We start from the raw sequence: 21,374 nt of genomic DNA, 5'->3' as shown, positions 1-21,374 counted from the left end.
TACTCCGATTTAAGATAATCTAAATTAAGTTAGTTCGAAGTCTATACAAAATCAGAAGTAATTTAAATTGTAATGAGAAATTTTGAAGCAACATTTCAGACTTTTAATAAAAACACTTTTGTCCCAGCCGCTTTTACATCGTCAATAAGAAAACCGTTATAATTGCTCCTATCACTACCAATACAACATTCAGTCCAAAAGTGGCTAAAAGTATTGCAACAACTCCACCAATAACGCCAATGATTGGTTGTTCGGGTACAACAGTCATAATTCCAGGAAATATTAAAGCACCTAAAGCTGCATATGGAATGGCACTTAACCACCTATTTACCCAAGGACGAAATTGAAGTTTCTCCATTACAAATGCTGGAATAAGTCTTGGAATCATTGTAACAAGGCACATTCCAACAATAATGAGTAATATAGTCATTCTTCTTTTTCCTCCTTTAATAAATAAATCCCACTCATTCCACCAACAACCGTCCCTACAACAATCGCCCAACCAGTACTCATTCCTAATTGAACACATGACGCATTAAGCAGCATGGCGACAATGGCTATAAGTCCAACTTTTAATTCCTTCTTTACAGATGGTACCAATAATCCAATAAACATTGCATACAAAGCAATTCCCATGCTTTGACTTAACTTTTGCGGAATTATATCACCTAAAATACCACCAAGCAATGACCCTAAAACCCATGACAAGTATGCAACGATGATGATTGCTGCATAAAAATAAGCACCTTTTTCCTTTTTAGCTTCATCAGGGTTCAATGCAGAAACTGCAAACGTCTCATCCGTTAAACCAAGTGTTAAAGGTATTTTCCATTTTAAAGCAACGCCTCTTAATTGATTCATAAATGATAAACTCATGACAAAATGACGAAAATTAAGGACAAAGGTTGCAATGATTATTTCTACCGCTCCAGATCCAACCGCAATCATATTCGCCCCCATAAATTGACTAGCACCAGCAAAGACCATCGCGCTCATTAAAGTTAATTCCGTCAAAGACATTCCGGCTTGCTTTGCTAATACACCATAGGTTAATGCAATGGGCAAATATCCGAGCATTATTGGAAAGCCAACCGCAAGCCCCTTCTGAAACATCTTCACAGATTCCGATTTATTTGGTTGTGTTTGCATTAATTCTTTCGTCCCCATATACTGACTCCTTGTATCCACTTATTACCTCGCGCATAATTAACTTATTATAACGAATATTATTAAATTTTAAAAGCTATTTATGTAATTTGACAAAAAAAGTGAAATAATTGTATATTCAATACTATCCTAGAATTTAATATGATCCATTTAATGACAAGTAGATTATTTCTTAAGCAGTAAGCAGAGACAAGATGGTTGGTGAGAATCTTGGCGGAGAGGTAATTGAATTACACATTAATAGAATAATGGATTTTCAGATAAGTGGGTGAAATATTCTTTTCACCAATCAGGGTGGTACCGCGGAGAAAGCCTTCGTCCCTATATAGGGATAAGGCTTTTTTACTTTTTTAAGGAGGTTTTACGAGTGTTCTTCATTCAAGCGAAACACCAACCATCATTACGAGAATCAATTATTGTCTTTATCTCAGTCATTGGCTTATTAAGCTATTTTATTATTGGATTAGAAACCGTCCCCCATATTCCTATCTTACTAGGAATATTTCTTCTCACAATATACGGTTTCTTAAACAAGATAGCTTTCAAAGAATTGGAAGAAGCAATGATTGCCGGAGCAAAGTCAGGCATGGGAGCCATCTTCCTATTCTTTCTAATTGGGATATTAATTAGTAGCTGGATGATTAGTGGGACAATTCCCGCATTAATAAGCACAGGATTTTCTTTTATTGGTGGTACAGGCTTCTTTGGTATTGTATTTGCTGTAACAGCGATTATCGGTGTTTCACTTGGTAGTTCATTAACGACAACTGCTACAATTGGGGTAGCGTTTATTGGGATGGCAAGTGCAATGGATATTTCACTTGCAATTACGGCAGGTGCCATTGTTTCAGGTGCCTTTTTTGGAGATAAAATGTCTCCGTTATCAGATACAACCAATCTTGCATCCACAACAGTTGGGGTTGATTTATTTGATCATATTAAACACATAAGCCTAACGACAATACCAGCTTTTATTCTTTCATTTATCATGTTTATTATTTTATCGCCTGAGCAAACAACTTCGTCCGAGGAAGTCACCAATTATCAAGCAGCAATTGAATCTGCTAATTTAGTCCATTGGACATCCTGGATTCCTCTAATTGCGCTTGTAGCATGTACGCTCTTACGTGTTCCTGCATTTGTTGCTTTAACGATTAGTGGTCTTCTTGCAACACTTATTGCTTGGTTTAGCAATCACTTTGATTGGTCTTCTATTTGGCACATTTGGTTTAATGGCTATGTAGGCACTTCGGATTTTGAGCCTGTTAACGACTTATTATCAAAAGGTGGTATAAATAGCATGTTATTTACCATTTCTCTCGTTATCTTGGCATTGAGTTTTGGTGGATTGCTATTTGTTACAGGGATTATTCCTAGCATACTAACCGCATTCCAAAAGCGTATCAGAACCATTCGAAAGACCATTGTATCAACTGCTGCAACCGCAATCGGAATTAATGTATTTATTGGAGAACAATATTTATCGATTCTTTTAACTGGAGAAACGTTTAAAGGCGTTTATGAACGCGCAGGATTACCAAAGAAGGCACTAGCAAGAACCTTGGAGGATGCTGGAACAGTTGTTAATCCTCTCGTTCCCTGGAGTGTTTGTGGTGTATTTATTGCGAATGTGCTTGGTGTTGCTGTAATTGACTATTTACCATTCGCTTTCTTTTGTTTGTTAAGTCCCGTGATTACGATTGTATTTGGCGGTAGGTCTTATGGAAAATGATAAGAGGCAGTTCCTTATTAATGGAACTGCCTCTTTATTGGTTATTCTGCATGCAAATTTAACTAATCAATTAATCGCATCTACTAATTTCCGTAACCCCTCAAGTAGCCTAGGGGAAGGTCTGCAAAAAAGTGACTCTTCCAATACATGAATATTTCCATCTTTAATAGCCTTCAGCTCCTGCCAACCAGGACGCTTTCTAACTAAGTCTGGATTCATCTTTTCTTCTTTCACTCCGACCCAAACCATACAAATATGATCTGGATTACGCCGTTTTACATCTTCCCAATCTGTTTGTACACTAGCAATATCTTCTGATGAGAAAATATTTTTAGCTCCTGCCAATTCACTAATTTCCGTGAGCCAGTTTAATTTCCCAGGTGTGAAGATTGGTTTTGGCCACCATTCCCAATATAAAGTTGGTTTCACGGATCGACCACTATATTTAGAACGATACGTATCTATATCGTTCAAGAATGCTCTCGCCTTTTGGTCGCCAAGTGCTTTTTCCCCAATTACCATACCTACTTCGCGGATATCTGCAGCAATTTCTGCAAGCGAATTAGGATTTAGAATAATATAAGGTATGTTTCTTTCTTCTAATGCCTCAATATTCTTTTCCATTCCGGGGACACTCAAGGATGCGAGTACGATATCTGGTTTAAGTGCTTGAACTTTGTCCATATCGATCGAAAGGTCTGGTCCTACTTTTGGTAAGTCCTGAATAGCCCTTGGCCAATCTGAATAATTATCTACGCCAACTAACAATTCTGTCCTATCTAAGTAAGCTAATATTTCCGTATTGCTTGGACAAATAGATACAACGCGCATTCAAACCCTCTCCCTACACCTTGTTATTCTTTGTCTTGGTCTGTCATGATTAATGGTCCGTCTTTGGTAATAACGAGAGTATGTTCATATTGAATTGAACGACCACCATCGATTGTTCTTGCTGTCCAGCCGTTATCATCCATCTTGCTTTTCCAATCACCTTCGTTAATCATCGGTTCGATTGTAATAACCATGCCTTCCTTTAGGCGTAAACCTTTATTTGGCAAACCATAATGAGGAATAAGCGGATCTTCGTGAATTGTTGGTCCTATTCCATGTCCGGTGAAGTCACGAACGACAGAAAATCCTTCCCCTTCTGCATGCGTTTGAATAGCATGACCAATGTCACCAATTCGCTTTCCAACTTGTGCTTGCTCGATACCCTTATATAATGAATTTTTTGTTACTTCCATTAATCGCTTACCAACTTCGTCAATCGTTCCAACAGCATACGTCCATGCCGAATCTGCTAAACCACCATCGAGGTTTACAACCATATCAATCGTTACAATATCTCCATCTTTTAACGGTTTTTCGCTCGGGAATCCATGACAAATTTCATCATTTACACTTGCACAGATTGCATACGGGTATCCATTAAATCCTTTTTGTTCTGGTGTTGCTCCATGTTGTCGTAAAAACTCTTCCACAAATGTATCTATCTCCATTGTGGTAATGCCAGGCTTAATCATTTTTGCTACTTCTTTATGTGTTTTAACTAATAAGTCACCTGCAGCTTGCATTTTTTCAATCTCACGTTTACTCTTACGGGTAATCATTTCACATCTTCCTCTTGTTCATTATTATTGATAACTACTCAAATTCTAACACAATCATTCCTATCCTGCATAATACAGGGTTTATTCATATTATGCTTCGTATTATTATATTATTATATGCTGATTTTTATAATATTGTTGTAATTGAAACTGATATCGCAATAAAGATATAAGATGCGACGTAACGTAAATGATCTTTTTTATAATACTCTCGCTCACACTTATGCTTGTTTTGTGCTTGGATTCGCTCTGGCAGAATACTTCGCTTTCCGGAACGGTATGTTTAAGCAAAACCCTTCACTTACTGCGCATTTTACGTTAAAAGTAAAAAGAAAAAGATACAGGCGAATTTAAACTCGCTGCATCTTTTCCTTTACTTATTAGTAATATCCTCCACCGTAACCGCCGCCTGTATATGCAGTACCGATGATGATTAAAAGAATAAACAATACAACTAAAAGCGCAAAACCTGAGCCGTAACCAGCTCCACCTTCTTTACCCATAATAACTTTCCCTCCTTATTATCAAGGCTACACATTACTGTATTCCAATAACCCCAAAAATGGGAGGGCGTTTACCTATTTTTTTCAAAAGGGGATGTTCAAAAAGTCCGGTAAAAATGACACATCAAGTTGGAGGAACTTCAACTAAGAACCGACACGTCCTATATCGAACGTTGAAGCCACCACATCCTGTGGGAGCTCGTTAGCTTGCTTTTCCGTTCCGCACGTATAAATAGCATACGCTTCGGTACTCAAATCTACGCCGCCTCGAACTTCTCGGTCCTTTTTATCCCCCTTTTTGAACTCATAATTTTAGGTGCATCAAACATAGTTTTTCACGTCATAGATTTTTCCATTTACAACGTCTTCATCATTTAGTATATCAATCAATACACCTGCAACAATTGCTGGTGTATTTAATGCATTATTTTCTTTCAATTGTTTAAAACGCTCTACATCCGAAAAAGCTTCTTCCGTAGTTGAACGGATGGTTTCTTGCATTCCTGTATCCATCACACCTGGGTTAAATGCTATTACTTTGCTTCCCGATTTTAATGTTTCTTGCTCTAATGCCACAACTCTTGTATACATATTTACACTTGCTTTCGAGGAACCATATGCACTCCAACCATAGATTGGTCGCTCTCCAGCCCCTGACGTAACCGCTACTGCTAACATTGGAACACCAACATTACCAGCTTGCTTTAAAAATAAATTAGTCAAAACCATTGGAGCAATGGAATTAATTTGGAAATGGCGAAGCAACGCATCACTCTCTATATTGATTGCTTGATCTATCGGTTCAACAACTGCAGCATTATTAATAAGATAAAGCGATGTGATATCGTAATTAAAAAGCTCTTCTTTTAAATTATTAAATGTATCTTCTAGTGCAGAAATATCACTGATATCACAGCTATAATGCTTAAATACTCGGTTATACCCCTTAGCTAGTTGTGATAATTTATTGTTCGTATTTCTAGAAATGCCAAGTACATTTACACCAGATTCTAAAAATAGGCTGGCTAGTTGTTCACCTAAGCCTTTGGAAACCCCTGTTATAACAGCAAATTTCGACAATGATATGTCCCCCTTGTACTAACCTATTTTTCATTCACCTTGTTCCAATAGTATACTAATGTTTCCATCCCTTTATCAAAACTATCCAGTGGAAAACTTTCATTTGGTGAATGTAGGCGATCTTCTGGTGTACCAAACCCTAATAAAACAATAGGGATATTGTAAATCGCTTCAATCCATTCCACAACAGGAATGGAACCACCCATACGAATATAGACCGTTTCTTTTCCGAATGCTTTCGTATAGCTTTCTGCAGCTTTCGTGATTAATGGGTTGTTTGGCTCTACTTTATATGCTTTTGCCGATAATTTTTCTTTTTTCACTTCAACTGTAATGCCTGAAGGTGTATGTGCTTTCACATGCTCCTCGAGCAATTCTTGAATTTTGACTGGATCTTGTCCTGGTACAAGACGGCAAGTAATTTTTGCTACTGCCGACGTAGGGATAATCGTTTTGGTTCCTTCCCCTTGATATCCACCATACATTCCATTTATTTCTAATGTCGGACGCCCCATGGTATGCTCCTTAGGTGTATAGCCTTTTTCAGAAACCGTTTCAGGCACACCTGTAGCCTCTATGAAATCTTCACTTGGAGCACCTGCCATTAATGTTCTTTCCGCATCGGTAAGTGGCAAGGCATCATCATAGAAACCATCAACGGTAATGACCTCATCCACATTTTTCATTGATGCTAAAATATGATTTAATGCCATAATTGGATTACGAACAGCCCCACCATACATCCCTGAATGCAAATCATGATTAGGACCTGTTACCTTAATTTCAATACCTGTAAAACCTTTTAATCCATATAAAATTGTGGGCTGATTTTTAGCGACCATACCAGAGTCAGATATTACCGCAAAATCTGCTTGAAATTGTTCTTTTCTCGCGTGTAGGATGTCATATAGATTCTCACTACCAATTTCTTCCTCCCCCTCAATACAAACTTTTACATTGATTGGAAGTTTACCTTCTGTTTTCATATATGCTTCAAATACTGCTAAATGCATAAATACTTGTCCTTTATCATCACTTGAACCACGTGCATATATCCTTCCGTCTCTTACCTCAGCTTTAAAGGGATCACTTTTCCATTCCTCGATTGGATCGACGGGTTGCACATCATAATGCCCATAAAATAGCGCTGTCTCTGCTTCTGGCCCTGCACCGTTGTATTCAGCATACACAAGCGGATGACCAGCAGTTTCTTGTTTTTCCACTTTTTCAAATCCAATATCATTTAAATATGTAACGATAAAATCAGCAGCTGCTTGTACATCTTGTTTATGTGCACTATCTGTACTAATACTAGGAATAGCTAAAAATTCATTTAATTTGTTTAAAAGTTGTTCTCTGTTTTCTGTTAAATATGCGAGCACCTTTTCACTCATATGAATCCCCTCCATTTGTTTAAATTACGTATATTTTAGCATAACAGAGCACGGAACTTCCATTTTATATATTGGCTATTCTGATACTATCATCTTAGACTTTCATCCCAATAATATCTCATCCTATAAATAAACCTTAGAAAACTAAAACTGTCACCAACCCTTTTAGGTGACAGTCTTAGTTGCATTTATTCATTATCGATCGTTGACAACCTGTATCAACGACAGTTGGGCTCACTTTCTTTCTCCTTCCGTCGTTGACAACCTGTATCAACGACAGTTGGGCTCACTTTCTTTCTCCTTCCGTCGTTGACAGCCTGTATCAACGACAGTTGGGCTCACTTTCTTTCTCCTTCCGTCGTTGACAACCTGTATCAACGACGGTTGGGCTCCGTTTCTTTCTCCTTACGTCGTTGACAACCTGTATCAACGACGGTTGGGCTCCGTTTCTTTCTCCTTACGTCGTTGACAACCTGTATCAACGACAGTTGGGCTCACTTTCTTTCTCCTTCCGTCGTTGACAACCTGTATCAACGACGGTTGGGCTCCGTTTCTTTCTCCTTCCGTCGTTGACAACCTTTATCAACGACGGTTGGGCTCCGTTTCTTTCTCCTTACGTCGTTGACAGCCTTAAAAAAAAGAAGCTGCCTCATCTAAGACAACTTCTCCCAAGCACCAAATAATATTTATTTATGAAAGCGCGCCATCTAAATCTTCTATTAAGTCCTGCACATCTTCTATCCCAACAGAGATACGAATGAGTCCATCTGTTATACCAAGTTCTAATCTTCTGTCTCGAGGAATCGAAGCATGTGTCATTTTAGCTGGAACGGATATTAAACTTTCTACAGCTCCTAAGCTTTCTGCTAATGTAAAATATTTTAACTTACTTAACACTTCCTCAGCTTTTTCTGCACTTCCAACATCAAATGAAACCATCCCTCCAAAACCTGAAGCCTGTGTTACAGCAACATCGTATCCAGGGTGATCCGTTAGACCAGGATAATAAACCGTTGTTACCTGTTTATGTCCTTTTAGGAAATCAACTATTTTTTTCGTGTTCGCCTCTATTGCTTCCATACGCAATCCAAGTGTCTTTATCCCGCGAATTAATAACCAAGAATCTTGTGGCCCTAAAATAGCTCCAACTGAGTTTTGGATAAAGTGTAGCTCTTCAGCAAGTTTTTTTGAGTTAACAGCTACTAACCCTGAAACAACATCACTGTGGCCACCAATATATTTCGTAGCACTGTGTAAGACGATATCTGCACCAGAGTTTAATGGTTGCTGCCAGTAAGGAGTCGCAAATGTATTGTCGACAATTAATAATAAATCATGTTTTTTAGCAATTTCAGCCATCTTTTTAATATCTGTAATTTTTAATAATGGATTTGTTGGTGTTTCAATATACAATGCCTTTGTATTCTCTTGGATAAGTGCTTCTACGTTTTCAGGTTTACTCGTATCGACAAATGTATGATCTAAATTAAAACGGTTTAAAACCTTTGTCATTAAACGATAAGAACCACCATACACATCATCCGTTAGCAATATATGATCATCAGCCTTAAGTAACATCATGACAGATGTAATTGCAGCCATACCAGAACTAAAAGCAAAACCCGCTACCCCATCTTCTAATTCCGCAATAAGGTTTTCTAGTGCATATCTCGTCGGATTCCCTGTACGAGAGTACTCGTAACCACGATGTTTGCCTACGCTATCTTGTTTATACGTACTAACTTGATATATAGGGACAGAAACAGCACCTGTTTGTTCGTCACCTGTTATGCCACCATGAATCATTTGTGTTTTTTTACGCATATTTTTTCTTTGCTCCTTCAACTATATATATTTTTACTTAAATACCTGTCACTACTATCAGGAAAAATGGTCACAATATTCGTTCCAGGTTTAACATTTTTAGCTTCTTGTAATGCAGCATACATTGCAGATCCCGATGAGCTACCAACAAGTAATCCTTCTTTACTTGCTAGTTCCTTTACCATTTGAAATGCATTTTCATCCGAAACGGTGTAAATTTCGTCTAGTAAAGCCCTGTCAAAAAATTCCGGAATAAACTCCATTCCAATCCCTTCTGTCAGGTGAGGACCAGGATTTCCACCAGCAATAATGGATCCCTCGGGTTCAACAATTACCGTTTTAATTTTGTTGTTTTTTTCTTTTAAGTACTGCGATGTTCCAACAAATGTCCCCCCTGAACCTGCACCAGCAATAAAAATGTCAACCTCCCCATCTAAATCTTTCCAAATCTCTGGTCCGAGTGTTTGGTAATAGGTTTTCGGATTAGCTGGATTAGCGAACTGTTGAGGTGAAAAACTATTTGGAATCTCTGTTAATAGTTGCTGTGTTTTTTCTATCGCTCCCGCCATTCCCTTATCCCTTGGCGTATGAACGATTGTTGCACCTAATGCCTTCATTAATTGCTGTTTTTCCGTACTAAAGTGCTCTGGAACACAAAAAATAACCGATAAATCCTTCTGTAAAGCGGCTAGTGCCAACCCTATCCCTGTATTTCCAGCAGTAGGCTCGATGATTGTACCGCCTGGCGTAACCTTACCACTTTCTAACGCCTCACTAATCAACATGCGTCCTAACCTATCTTTGACACTTCCACCAGGATTGAAAAATTCCAATTTAGCATATAATCTTACACCACTGGGTAATGAAAAATGATTTATCTCCATCAATGGCGTTTGCCCAATCAACTCATGAATGGAATGATAAACTGTCATATAGCTCTCCTCTTATCCCTGAAATAATTATTATTATTGTTTTTCTGCTTCCATAATCCAGACAAAATCATTCATTTGTTTAAAAGAAACGTTAAACGAATGCTTTGTAAACATATCATGTAATACATCAATCGTTGGATAGTATTCCCGGTTGAGATCCTCTACTAAGTCATGATGCCCTTTATTTCTTGCATCCTCAATAATTAATTCTTTGGCTTCTTTTGATGTAAACATCGTATCACCAAAAACAACCTTCCCGCCGGGTAATAGCAAATCATGATACTTCTTTACTGCAATTTTCTTCTCATCATCTGTTAAATGATGAAAAGCATATGTGCTTACAATCGTGTCAATAGAAGTTCGTAGTTTTGGAAATGCAATAAAGTCCCCATCTAACACAGGTAGATTAGGGTGTTTTTGCTTTGCAACATCACGCATTGCTTTTGAAGGTTCAATTCCTATTACTTTATGACCTGCTTCTATAAGAAGTGTTGATAAGTTACCTGTACCAACACCGAATTCAAGTACTGTACCCGAAGATAAATTTACTACCTCTTGTAAAATTCCTTTATAGTTGGCAAAAACTTGTGCATATTGCGGATCTAACCCTGCAACACTTTTATCGTATTCCTCCGCCCAATCCTCAAATATATCAATAAATTCAAGACCCATTAAATCAACTCCACAGGAAATTTTAAATCATATTAAACAACTAGTATTTATAGGAATTGTATGAAATTATTGTATCATATGTTACAAAATTTGAAAAGAATGGCTTGTTCTATTTATGAAGAACAAGCCATTCTTTTTAGGTTATCTATTTTGTGGAAAAATGCGTTCAATCATATTACTGAATTGATCAAAGAAACCTTCAATCGGCTCTCCACGGTCCACATCTTCAGCGTAGTTATTCGTTAAATTGAAGAAATCAGGATTGGTGGAAACATACACATTGTCAATATCTCTATCGACTGATTTGACGATATCACCAATTTTTTCTTTTACTTCATCAGAAAGTTCATCGTCAAACGTGTTATTATCGTTTCTTTGTCCACGATTGTTATTGTCGGTATCAAGCTCTGCAGCTACATATGCATTATTTTCGGTTGTTAACACATACGCACTATCAATTTCATCCATTTGATTTGTAATCTTATTTGCCGCTTCTTCCCCGACTTCATAACGGTTTTCATTCCTGTTGTCATTTACTTGATTATTTATATTCCGAGTATTAACTCTGTCATTATTATTTTGCCCTGTGTTTTCTTCGCGGTTCTGGAACCAGTCTGCATCTCTTTGTAGCATATAATTACGGGCGTCAGTACCATCTACAGATCCCCTATCATGATACTGGGTAGGTTGTATCCCCGTATTATTATTGCCTGTTGTCGTTCCTGTTGCCCCATCGTTATCTGCAGTCTGACATCCAACTAAAGATAGCGTAAGAACTAATCCACTTGTTATCAGCTGTTTTTTCAATGAGTTTCCCCCTTTTTTATGATACACATTTAGTATGTTTCGACTAAAACACTTTATGCTGATATAGGCAAACCTTTATCTGGCAATCACACCATCTTTGTTTATGACATTTAATATAGATAATGGGGACAATAGAAATAGCCCTTTATTATTAAGGAGGGGTAAAGTGATTCCAGATTATGACAAAGCACTATACTATACACTTTGGGGACAATGGGATGATTTACTTGTTCTCATGGTAAGAACAAACGATGATCTACTTTCAAAGAGAATTCAACAATTTTTACATGCCTACAACTATTCTCTTGACCAAACTAAGATTATTGAATCCCATGATAATCTTCTTTATTATATTGACCACGCCATGAAGCATACACCAACAATTTCAATGGAAGTATAACCTGTAAATAAAAACACTTGCACATTTGCAAGTGTTTTTATTTACTGACTATTCTCTAGCATCATCGGTTTGTTTTTCATCTCTTTCTTTCTCAAGCGTCATTATTTCAACTTCTTTTTCATCATAGAATGAGTCAATCATTTCTTTTTCTTGCTCATCCAATAGTGTATCTATTTCCAACTCATTCAAAGCTGTTTCGTGAATGTCTTCAGCTAACATTTCATTCATCGAGACCTTTTCTTCATCCGCACGTTTTTTGATTTCTTCTGGAACATGAAACGCCGCAATATTCCAATCTGCATTTTGCAATAGATGCTGTTCTATATCTTCAATCTCAGAAAGATTATCTGGGAATTCATCTGTTGTAAAACTGATTCCAACTAAGATATTCTTTTCCTCATTTATTAACCCTGCTTCTTCACATCTATCCATGATCTGTTCAATAAATTCCTCTATGTCTTTATTTTTATAGTCATCAATTTGCTTAATTATCTGAAGTGCATCGCTATTATTAGCGTGTATTTCCTTAACATGATAATCTTCATTAATTTCTAATGTGATACTAGGATTAATATCGACCGTTACATAAGCGAATACTTCATTGCTAAAAGGAGTAACGTAAAATGGTACAGCTAATAACAATAGTATGAATGTAAAGGTTAATACCTTAGGAAATAGTGCTTTCTTTTGCTCACCTGATAAACCTTGAATGCTTTGTTTATTCGTGATTGGCTCATAGAGAACCTCCATTCCAATTTCAGCATTGTCAGATTTTTGTCTACCTTTTTCAATGGCTCCATCTTTTGAAATAAAGATAGCATAATCTTCATGTTGCTCCATCATTATTCCCTTTTTCACAAACCCACACCCTTAAGGTAATCCTTTAAATAGATAAATTCTTCATTTAATACAATAAACATTGCAAGAATATATTTACGATTTCTTTCTAACGTTTTCTTACTAACTTCCACACGGTGTTTTAAGTCTTTCATCGGTAATTTCTTTTTCATTACGACATGACTTCGGAGTGCTCCATCTTCTACAAGCACTCGAGCCACACGTACTGCAGAGTCACGTGCATCCCGATGTTTTGGAGAAACGTTCGTAAGCATCTCAAGGCTAAGGTTATATTCGCTCAATATAACCTTATATTGCATAATTTCTTCACGAAGACGAATGGTATATTCTTTTTCTTGATACCTTTCCTTTGATATTCGAATCTCTGTCGAACTTTCTATTTGTTCATTATCAAGCTTTTCATCTAAAGACATCATTAGTGGATACTTTGCATTTGAACGAATATAATCAATGATTTTTCTTTTAATGACAATATTCGCAAACGCTAAGAAAGAACATCCTTTATCAGGAGAAAAGGATAAAATAGCATCATTAAAAGCTGATAAACCAATACTAAATTCATCATCTGTTTTTGGATCAATATATCGCTTGCAAACTTCAGATATGGATTTTGCGATAAACGGTTGATACATTCGTAACAAATAATCTTGCGAATGTGCGTCTCCATTTTGCACGCGAATAACCATCTCTTCAAGAGGATACTCTTCAAGTGATTTTTGAATCACTAAAAGCACCTCCTGCTACTACAGAATTCGTATCTATTTCTAAATTTTTGGGTGTGGTTTTTAAAGCCTTTATCATTTTTTTAATAGCAAACATATTATTTATCCTCTTTTTAATCAAATTAGAAAAAAACGACAAACGTTACAATATATCGACAATTTCTAGATAAACTCTATCCTAACGTATTCACCTTACTTTAACATCACCAAAAAGTTACATTTTGTTTAAATATCCATAACGTCAGTGTAATAGTTATAAAAATATCCCTAGTTCGCGAAAACTAGGGACACGTACTTCTTCTAATTATGTAATAAAAATTCCCCAATAAATAGGTACCCTTTCTTCGCCGATTTAAAACCACTTTTTATGTTTTTACTAAGTAGCTGTTACTTTAACGAATAACTAGTACGCATGGATATAAACTTTGAAGGATTTTGCTTAGTCATACCGTTCCGAAAAGAAACTATTATCCTACTTTACTTCTACTAAAAAGAGTTTATATCAACAATATAATAAGAAAAACATATGATTTCATGAGTGATAGTTATAAAAGAGGTCAATTGGGACAAATAACCCGACCTTCCCATGTGCATCACTATTTATCGTAGCAAAAATCACACCAATTACTTCTCCATCTTCGTTCAAAATTGGACTACCACTATTCCCTCGATAAACCGGTGCCTCAATCATGACTACTTCTTCTTCCCAGTCACTAAGTGCTGTATAGCCAATGATATTACCTTCATTTGCAATTCCATTAAATCGTAATGGATTACCAATAAAACGGATTGCATCGTCCTCCTCAATGGATGGGTCTTCTGACAGTGTTAGATGTGGTAAATTCTCCCCATCAACCTTTAGCACAGCTAAATCAATGGATGGGTAAGTGTCGATAACTTCCACCTCAAATAATCCTTCTTCAGAAAAAGCCGCTGCCAATGAGTTTTTATCTTCAATAACGTGATAATTCGTTAAAATAAAACCATCTTCTGTAAACGCAAAACCTGTACCTTTGCTGTTTTCAGATTCAATAACAACGACAGCTTCTTTATACTTTCGGATATCCTCATTAATGGACAGTTTAGCTGATGTTATTAAAAAATCAATTGCTGGAATGGAAAATGTTTGCGGTATTAATGCAAACACATTAATAAACATCGCAATTGCGATGAGCCAAAACGCCCATTTAGGGAATGGACGCTTTGGTGGGGTATCTTTTTCTTCCTTCTCTTTTGCCAAAGCTTTTCTACGCTCTTCTTGCACCAATTCATAAAGTTCTTCATCATCAAATTCCTCAAATAAATCTTCATCAATGATATTTCGCTTCTTATGCTCATGATTATCCATTTGACACCCCACATGTTTTAGGGAACTAGGAAACTGCTACCTTCTTCATACTTCCCTGCTGCATTTGATACATTTGATAATATAATCCTTTTTCATGAATTAACTGTTCATGGTTTCCTGTTTCTTTTATTTTACCATGGTTCAAGACAAAAATCGTATCTGCCTTCTGAATCGTTGAAAGTCTGTGGGCAATTATCAGCGTTGTTCTACCTTCTTTTAATACTTCTAAAGCATTTTGAATCACATTTTCTGTTTCAGTATCAATATTTGCAGTTGCCTCATCTAAAATAAGGATGGCAGGGTCAAATGCAAGTGCACGTGCAAAGGAAATTAATTGCCTTTCCCCTAATGAATACGTCGCACCACCTTCTGTCACAGCTTCATCGTAACGGTTCGGTAATTTTTCGATAAAATGGTCCGCCCCAACCGCTTGTAAGGCTTTCATTGCTCTTTCTTTTGAAATAGACGGATCATTCATCGTTACATTCGAAATGATCGTTCCTGAGAACATGAATGGATCTTGCAGAACAATGCCCATATGACTTCTAACCTGTTGACGTGACCAATCGTTCGTGCTTATTCCATCAATTGTAATACTCCCCTTCTGCGGATCGTAAAAACGGAATAATAGATTCATGATAGAACTTTTCCCTGAACCAGTATGGCCTACAAAGGCTGCTGTTTCACCAGCTTTTACTTCGAGTGAAATATTTTTTAACACATAATCATCATCATTATAGGCAAAAGATACATCGTCAAAACGAATATGCCCACGATATCTAGCAACACTGTCGTCTAAAACATCCTCCCCATCAACATCCATCAATTCGAAAACACGACCACCGGCAACACGCGCTTGTTCAAGTAATGGTAATTGATTAACAATATCGGTAACTGGTTCAAATAATCTAGTAATATAATCGACAAAGGCATAAAGTAAACCAATAGAAATAACACTGTTTAAATCAAATGAGGCGGAACCGTAATACCAAATAAGACCGACAAAAGTTAAATTCCGAATCACTGTGACTAAATTATAGGACGTTAATGCACTTAATCGTAGTAGCTTTTTCTGAAACGTAAAATGACGCTCATTTAAAACTTCAAAATCCTCTTTTGTTTTCTTTTCTTGATTAAATGCTTGAATAACAGACATTCCTTGTACAGCTTCATTAATATTTCCATTAATTTCACTAATGGTTGCACGAATCACTTTGTTGTATTTTGTTCCAAAGTATTTATAGGCCTTCATCCAGAAATATAAAAGCGGGATGACGGCTAAACACATTGCTGCAAGCTTTGCATCGAGTATAAATAAAGCGACAAATATACCTGCCATATACACAACACTTGTTACAATAATGGATAATACACGTTCATATAAATCTCGAATTGCCTCCGTATCATTCGTAATTCTTGCTACAACCGTTCCTGCAGGTTGATCAATAAAATAATTAATCGGAATCCGCTGCGTATGCTGAAATAAATCATTACGCATTTTCTTCACAATTTGATTTGCTGATTTCTGCAAATAAAATGTTTTAAAAAATTGAAAGAAACCAGCAATAATAATTAAAACCATATACAATCCTAATAATAATAGTATCGGCATTTGTTCGGGTTTAAAGAATGGTGTGACCTCTGATAAGGATAGTTTCTCCCCTTCAAAGGTTAATTCTTCAGTTGCTGTCGTGACTTGAATCGTATTTCCTTCAGATGTCCGTTTTCCTGTTAAAGGAACTTCCTCATCTATCGTAAAATACGTTGTCCCTACTTGTAAAAGGGTGAATGGATCACCAATGGCTTGGTCATCCTCTGTAATACGATCCACTCGCTTTACAAATCCATCATGATATGAGACCGTATTTTTGTCACTCGCCTCTGATACTTCTTGCCAGTATCCTTCCACACCTAGAATATGATCATCGATAACAGTCATGGCAATGAATGGACCAGCAAGTTCTAACGCTACAGCAATTATTAAACAGACTAACCCAATGATAATTCCCTTTTTATAAGAGAGCGCATATTGAAATAACCTTTTTTCTGTAGATACCTTCTTCATTAACTTGCCACCTCCCCATCTTCTAGTTGTTGGTCTTGGTACTGTTTCCTGTACCAACCATCAAGCAGCATTAACTCCTCATGTGTACCTTCCTCAGCAATCTTCCCATCCTCTAGCACAATAATATGGTCTGCATGGGTGACCGCTGAGAGGCGGTGTGCAGCAATGAACGTTGTTTTCGCTTGACGTTCTTCTCTTAAATGCTCAATAATTTTTGCCTCTGTTTTCCCATCTACCGCTGACAAGGAATCATCCAAAATTAATATCTCTGGGTCTTTAATAAACGCCCTCGCTAAAGCAACTCGTTGCTTTTGCCCGCCAGACAATGTAATTCCGCTTTCCCCAACCTGTGTATCCAACCCATTTGGTAACTGCTTCATATCATCAAGAAAATGCGCCAATTCCATTACCCGATAAATTTCATGGTCTGTTGCATCGTCCTTCCCAAATTGGATATTTTCTCTAATTGTTTTTGAAAACATGATTTGATCCTGTGGTACATAACCAATCCAAGATCGCAATTGATTTAGACTAATCTCTTCAATCGGTACATCAGAAATCGTTATGTTGCCGATAATACCTGGGTACTGACGCAGTAACAGCTTAAATAAAGTTGTTTTTCCTGCTCCAGTTTTCCCAACTACTCCAATTGTGTGGCCTCTTTCAACATGTAAAGAAATATGTTGCAACTGTTGTAATTCAGCCCCTGGATAGCTAAACGATACATCAGAAAAATTGATTGAATCCACGCGTTCAATATTCGTCGGTTGCTCGGAATCTTTGACATCACGGGCATATGCGAGTGTATGATTTACGCGATCTAAGGAGGCATTCCCTCTTTGCATGACGTTAATTAATTCTCCCACAGCGAACATTGGCCAAATTAACATCCCAAGGTACACGTTAAATGTAACCATGTCCCCAAGTGTCATTTTATTTTGAAAGACTAGAAAAGCCCCATATCCTATCCCAATCGCATAAGACAAACCGACAAGGATTTTCATCGTTGGCTCAAAGAGTGCATCAATTTTAGCCACTTCTATATTTTTTTGATAAACATCATTTGTCATATGTGAGAAACGCTTTGCATCTTCACGTTCTTGAACAAATGCACGTAGTACCCTGACACCACGTATAGACTCAAGTACTTCATTATTCATTTCACCAAAAGCCTGCTGGGCATCGGTAAATCTCGAGTGAATCGCAGCACCGTATTTATTCATGACCACAGCCATAATTGGTAGTGGAATTAAAGCTGCAAAGGTTAGTTCCCAACTAATAGTAAAGCCCATCATGGCAATAATCATTAACATGAAGATACTGGAATCTACTAATGTTAATATTCCAAAACCCGCAGTCTGACTAATTGCCTTCAAATCATTTGTAGATCTTGCCATCAAGTCTCCCGTACGGTGTTTCCCGTAGAATGTTGGCGTCATTCTTAAGAAATGGGACATTAAACGACTACGCATCCATTTTTCTAAAATTACGGATCCAGTAAACAACGTATAATCCCATAGAAAAGAAATGGCATAATGGAAAACGATAAGTACGAGATACCCTAGTATAATCGCTGTTAACAATTGCATTGTCAATGAACCAAACTGGATTTGATCAATCGCATAACCAACTAACTTTGGTGGAATAAGTCCAATTGCACTAGCAATATTTAATGCAATAATGGCAAACAGATACCTCTTCCAATAATGTTTGAAAAACCATCCTAACTTTTTAAAAACCGAAAACATGTAATCACCTTCTAATTCTGTCGTATTAAAAACAATAAAAAAAGCACACGCCTATGACGTATGCAATAAAACATAAAAAATATCATTACAAAAGGTCACAAGACAATGTGACCAAAAAAAACAAACACGATTCATTCCTGCCTAAAAGAATAAACGTCCCCGATGAAGGCCACAAAAATTATATGAAATTGTTATTAGCATTTTTTGTACGTTTTCCATTTTAATGACCTCCTTTCTTTTATTATCTTTTGTAATTATAGTATTTTAAAAAAATTAAGTCAATAACTTTTTGCTTATTCCTTTACAACTCCTCCCTTTTTGTCGAAAATAATACTATAGACCTAATTTTTTCACTGGAGGCGTGTAGATGGGCACAAAAGCAAACCAAATAAAGTCATTAAAAGAACAGCTTAACGAAGCAAATGAAAGAGTTACTCAATTAGAGCAGGAAAATTTTCAGATAAAAAAAGAGAACGACAATTTTTTACAAGAGTTCGAACAAAATTTATTACAAACCATTGAACAACATGAACATGTAAACGGACAACATTATAATTTGGAAGATTTAGTGCTTCAAATTAAAGATCAGTTCAAAGGCATTAAATCATTAGGTGAGCAATCATGTAGTGGGTCTGAGCAGTTAGTTGAAAAAGGGAATAGTTTAGTAAAAGTATATGAAAAACTATCTGGTGCAACCGATTATTATTTAGATACCGTTAAACAGAATCAAGTATTTATGGATAATCTAGAATCCCAAATGACGCAAACGGCTGACAGAATGCAAGAGCTTGGAGAACATTCGAAGACGATTAAGGAAATTGTCCAAGTAATTAGTGATATCGCAAATCAAACAAACCTATTAGCATTAAACGCATCTATTGAGGCGGCACGTGCAGGCGAACATGGGAAAGGTTTTGCAGTAGTTGCTGCTGAGGTTCGTAACCTTGCAGAAAGCACTCGTGAAAGTACCGGACATATTGATGAAGTAACAACAGCCATTCAAGAAAAAATTACAGAAGCCGAGCAATTCACATATGAAAATCAAAAAACTGGTCAAATGTCCGCCGAATTCAATAATAAAACGGTGGACATGCTTGTAGAAATGAAGAAAATGTTAGACAATGTCCAGAAAGATACAGTAGATGTTATTAAAGATATTCATCATCAAAATAATCTTACAGACGAAATGGTGAAAAAAATTGAAGGAACAAATGAATCCTTTGACACAATTAAACAAGTATTGCTACAGCATATTGAAGATGCAAAAATAGTAGATAGTAGGCTAGCCTCAGGGATAGATGGTATTAATGGTTTGGTTAAAGCTTAACAACTTACGAGAATGGCAAAAGAGCCATTCTTTTTTATAACGAATAGCTGATAATTCCATATTTGAGTAAAAACTGATATAGTTTTTAAAAAAGAAGAAAATAGGAGCTGATTAATATGCACTTAGATGAAATGTTAGAATACAATAAGCAGTTTGTTGAAAGTAAACAATATGAAACTTACATGACAGATACATATCCAAATAAGCGTATGGTTATCTTCACATGCATGGAATCACGTTTAATTGAATTACTCCACCGGGCATTAAACATTCAAAACGGCGATGTGAAAATGGTTAAAAATGCAGGTGCTATTATTCGCAAACCATTTGATAGCATTATGAAAAGTATTTTAGTTGCTATTTATAAATTAAAAGCTGATGAAGTTATTGTTATTGGACACCATGATTGCGGTATGTCTCATGTCGATATTAATGCATTAACAGAAGGAATGAAAGACCGCGGTATTCAGCAAGAAACACTCGATACGCTTACACATGCTGGAATCGATTTTCATGAGGAATTTCATGGATTTGATACGGTAGAAGAATCTGTTGAGCAGAGCGTGGGAATCATACGAAATCACCCACTTTTACCAGAGGGCATTAAAGTGCACGGACTAGTTATCGACCCTGGAACAGGAAAAGTAGATGTCGTTACAAGAGAAGATTAATTATGAAAACTACTATAAATAAATGACAAGTTTTGGGTTATGACTACCAGACATTGAATTAAGACCATTTAGCAGTCTAATTAGCAGATTTATTGGACTGTTTTTTTTTTGTTATCGATGAAGAACCTTTGTCATCGACTTTTCTATCCGATTTGATGCGGCTTCGGTCGATGAGAACCTTTGTCATCGACTTTTCTTCCCGATTTGATGCCGCTTCGGTCGATGAGAGACTTTGTCATCGACTTTTCCGGCCGATTTGATGCGGTTTCGGTCGATGAGAGTCTTTGTCATCGACTTTTCTTCCTCATTTGATGCCGCTTCGGTCGATGAGAGTCCTTGTCATCGACTTTCCCGGCCGATTTGATGCGGTTTCGGTCGATGAGAGTCTTTGTCATCGACTTTTCTTCCTCATTTGATGCCGCTTCGGTCGATGAGAGTCCTTGTCATCGACTTTTCCGGCCCATTAGGAGCGGTTTCGGTCGATGAGAACCCGTTCATTAAAAATACGACAATA

Annotated in this window: 20 protein-coding genes and 1 other annotated feature; of the genes, 4 read left to right on the top strand and 16 right to left on the bottom strand. The window is 36.8% G+C overall.

What is annotated here, in order from left to right; genetic code table 11:
* Positions 1-133 precede the first annotated feature (133 nt).
* A complete protein-coding gene (locus D8M05_RS01335) occupies positions 134-430 on the bottom strand; it encodes an AzlD domain-containing protein (protein WP_121127844.1) in 297 nt (98 codons plus the stop codon).
* On the bottom strand, positions 427-1,167 hold the full coding sequence (locus tag D8M05_RS01330; RefSeq protein ID WP_245985112.1) for an AzlC family ABC transporter permease: 741 nt from the start codon (positions 1,165-1,167) through the stop codon (positions 427-429). Before D8M05_RS01330 ends, D8M05_RS01335 begins: the two co-directional genes overlap by 4 nt.
* A gap of 144 nt (positions 1,168-1,311) precedes the next feature.
* Positions 1,312-1,493, top strand: a binding site (T-box leader).
* A 41-nt stretch (positions 1,494-1,534) separates the two neighbouring features.
* Here D8M05_RS01330 and nhaC point away from each other — a divergent pair.
* Complete coding sequence (gene nhaC, locus D8M05_RS01325; protein ID WP_121127842.1) at positions 1,535-2,899, top strand: Na+/H+ antiporter NhaC; 1,365 nt, start codon at positions 1,535-1,537, stop codon at positions 2,897-2,899.
* 66 nt (positions 2,900-2,965) lie between these two features.
* Here the strand turns inward: nhaC and D8M05_RS01320 are convergent, their stop codons facing one another.
* The 9 genes from D8M05_RS01320 to D8M05_RS01280 all read right to left on the bottom strand — a co-directional run bounded on the left by D8M05_RS01320 (position 2,966) and on the right by D8M05_RS01280 (position 11,721).
* Positions 2,966-3,730 carry a cobalamin-binding protein gene (locus D8M05_RS01320; RefSeq protein ID WP_121127840.1) on the bottom strand — a complete coding sequence of 255 codons (765 nt, stop codon included), beginning with the start codon at positions 3,728-3,730 and terminating at the stop codon, positions 2,966-2,968.
* 23 nt (positions 3,731-3,753) lie between these two features.
* Positions 3,754-4,509 carry a type I methionyl aminopeptidase gene (gene map / locus D8M05_RS01315; protein ID WP_121127838.1) on the bottom strand — a complete coding sequence of 252 codons (756 nt, stop codon included), beginning with the start codon at positions 4,507-4,509 and terminating at the stop codon, positions 3,754-3,756.
* 380 nt (positions 4,510-4,889) lie between these two features.
* Positions 4,890-5,012, bottom strand: coding sequence for a YjcZ family sporulation protein (locus tag D8M05_RS01310; RefSeq protein WP_121127836.1), 123 nt, complete (start codon positions 5,010-5,012; stop codon positions 4,890-4,892).
* Positions 5,013-5,333: 321 nt separating this feature from the next.
* Positions 5,334-6,092 carry a (S)-benzoin forming benzil reductase gene (locus tag D8M05_RS01305; protein ID WP_121127834.1) on the bottom strand — a complete coding sequence of 253 codons (759 nt, stop codon included), beginning with the start codon at positions 6,090-6,092 and terminating at the stop codon, positions 5,334-5,336.
* Positions 6,093-6,115: 23 nt separating this feature from the next.
* Positions 6,116-7,486: a dipeptidase gene (locus D8M05_RS01300; protein WP_121127832.1), complete on the bottom strand. Its 1,371-nt coding sequence runs from the start codon at positions 7,484-7,486 to the stop codon at positions 6,116-6,118.
* 690 nt (positions 7,487-8,176) lie between these two features.
* Positions 8,177-9,310: a bifunctional cystathionine gamma-lyase/homocysteine desulfhydrase gene (locus D8M05_RS01295; protein WP_121127830.1), complete on the bottom strand. Its 1,134-nt coding sequence runs from the start codon at positions 9,308-9,310 to the stop codon at positions 8,177-8,179.
* Between the two features lie 17 nt (positions 9,311-9,327).
* Positions 9,328-10,242 carry a PLP-dependent cysteine synthase family protein gene (locus tag D8M05_RS01290; protein ID WP_121127828.1) on the bottom strand — a complete coding sequence of 305 codons (915 nt, stop codon included), beginning with the start codon at positions 10,240-10,242 and terminating at the stop codon, positions 9,328-9,330.
* Between the two features lie 33 nt (positions 10,243-10,275).
* Positions 10,276-10,914 carry a class I SAM-dependent DNA methyltransferase gene (locus D8M05_RS01285; RefSeq protein WP_121127826.1) on the bottom strand — a complete coding sequence of 213 codons (639 nt, stop codon included), beginning with the start codon at positions 10,912-10,914 and terminating at the stop codon, positions 10,276-10,278.
* Positions 10,915-11,055: 141 nt separating this feature from the next.
* A complete protein-coding gene (locus D8M05_RS01280; protein ID WP_121127824.1) occupies positions 11,056-11,721 on the bottom strand; it encodes a YhcN/YlaJ family sporulation lipoprotein in 666 nt (221 codons plus the stop codon).
* A 166-nt stretch (positions 11,722-11,887) separates the two neighbouring features.
* Here D8M05_RS01280 and D8M05_RS01275 point away from each other — a divergent pair, with 166 nt between their 5' ends.
* Complete coding sequence (locus tag D8M05_RS01275; RefSeq protein ID WP_245985110.1) at positions 11,888-12,121, top strand: YhdB family protein; 234 nt, start codon at positions 11,888-11,890, stop codon at positions 12,119-12,121.
* 48 nt (positions 12,122-12,169) lie between these two features.
* Here the strand turns inward: D8M05_RS01275 and D8M05_RS01270 are convergent, their stop codons facing one another.
* The 5 genes from D8M05_RS01270 to D8M05_RS01250 form a co-directional block, all read right to left on the bottom strand.
* Positions 12,170-12,979 (bottom strand): anti-sigma-I factor RsgI family protein, encoded by an 810-nt coding sequence (locus D8M05_RS01270; RefSeq protein WP_121127820.1) that lies wholly within the window; start codon positions 12,977-12,979, stop codon positions 12,170-12,172.
* Positions 12,976-13,704, bottom strand: coding sequence for an RNA polymerase sigma-I factor (gene sigI, locus D8M05_RS01265; RefSeq protein ID WP_245985107.1), 729 nt, complete (start codon positions 13,702-13,704; stop codon positions 12,976-12,978). The genes D8M05_RS01270 and sigI overlap by 4 nt, the downstream gene beginning before the upstream one ends.
* A 529-nt stretch (positions 13,705-14,233) precedes the next feature.
* On the bottom strand, positions 14,234-15,049 hold the full coding sequence (locus D8M05_RS01260; protein WP_121127818.1) for a S1C family serine protease: 816 nt from the start codon (positions 15,047-15,049) through the stop codon (positions 14,234-14,236).
* Positions 15,050-15,074: 25 nt separating this feature from the next.
* Positions 15,075-17,114: an ABC transporter ATP-binding protein gene (locus D8M05_RS01255; RefSeq protein ID WP_121127816.1), complete on the bottom strand. Its 2,040-nt coding sequence runs from the start codon at positions 17,112-17,114 to the stop codon at positions 15,075-15,077.
* Positions 17,114-18,862 carry an ABC transporter ATP-binding protein gene (locus D8M05_RS01250; protein WP_121127814.1) on the bottom strand — a complete coding sequence of 583 codons (1,749 nt, stop codon included), beginning with the start codon at positions 18,860-18,862 and terminating at the stop codon, positions 17,114-17,116. Before D8M05_RS01250 ends, D8M05_RS01255 begins: the two co-directional genes overlap by 1 nt.
* Before the next feature lie 367 nt (positions 18,863-19,229).
* Here D8M05_RS01250 and D8M05_RS20710 point away from each other — a divergent pair, with 367 nt between their 5' ends.
* Together D8M05_RS20710 and D8M05_RS01240 are read left to right on the top strand one after the other, a co-directional pair.
* Positions 19,230-20,189 (top strand): methyl-accepting chemotaxis protein, encoded by a 960-nt coding sequence (locus tag D8M05_RS20710; RefSeq protein WP_121127812.1) that lies wholly within the window; start codon positions 19,230-19,232, stop codon positions 20,187-20,189.
* Positions 20,190-20,305: 116 nt separating this feature from the next.
* On the top strand, positions 20,306-20,860 hold the full coding sequence (locus D8M05_RS01240) for a beta-class carbonic anhydrase (protein ID WP_121127810.1): 555 nt from the start codon (positions 20,306-20,308) through the stop codon (positions 20,858-20,860).
* Positions 20,861-21,374 lie beyond the last annotated feature (514 nt).

It is taken from the genome of Oceanobacillus bengalensis (assembly GCF_003628445.1).
Taxonomy (GTDB): Bacteria; Bacillota; Bacilli; order Bacillales; family Amphibacillaceae; genus Oceanobacillus; species Oceanobacillus bengalensis.
Note: the sequence above shows the minus strand (reverse complement) of the source record. Positions and strands in the feature narration are given on the sequence as shown.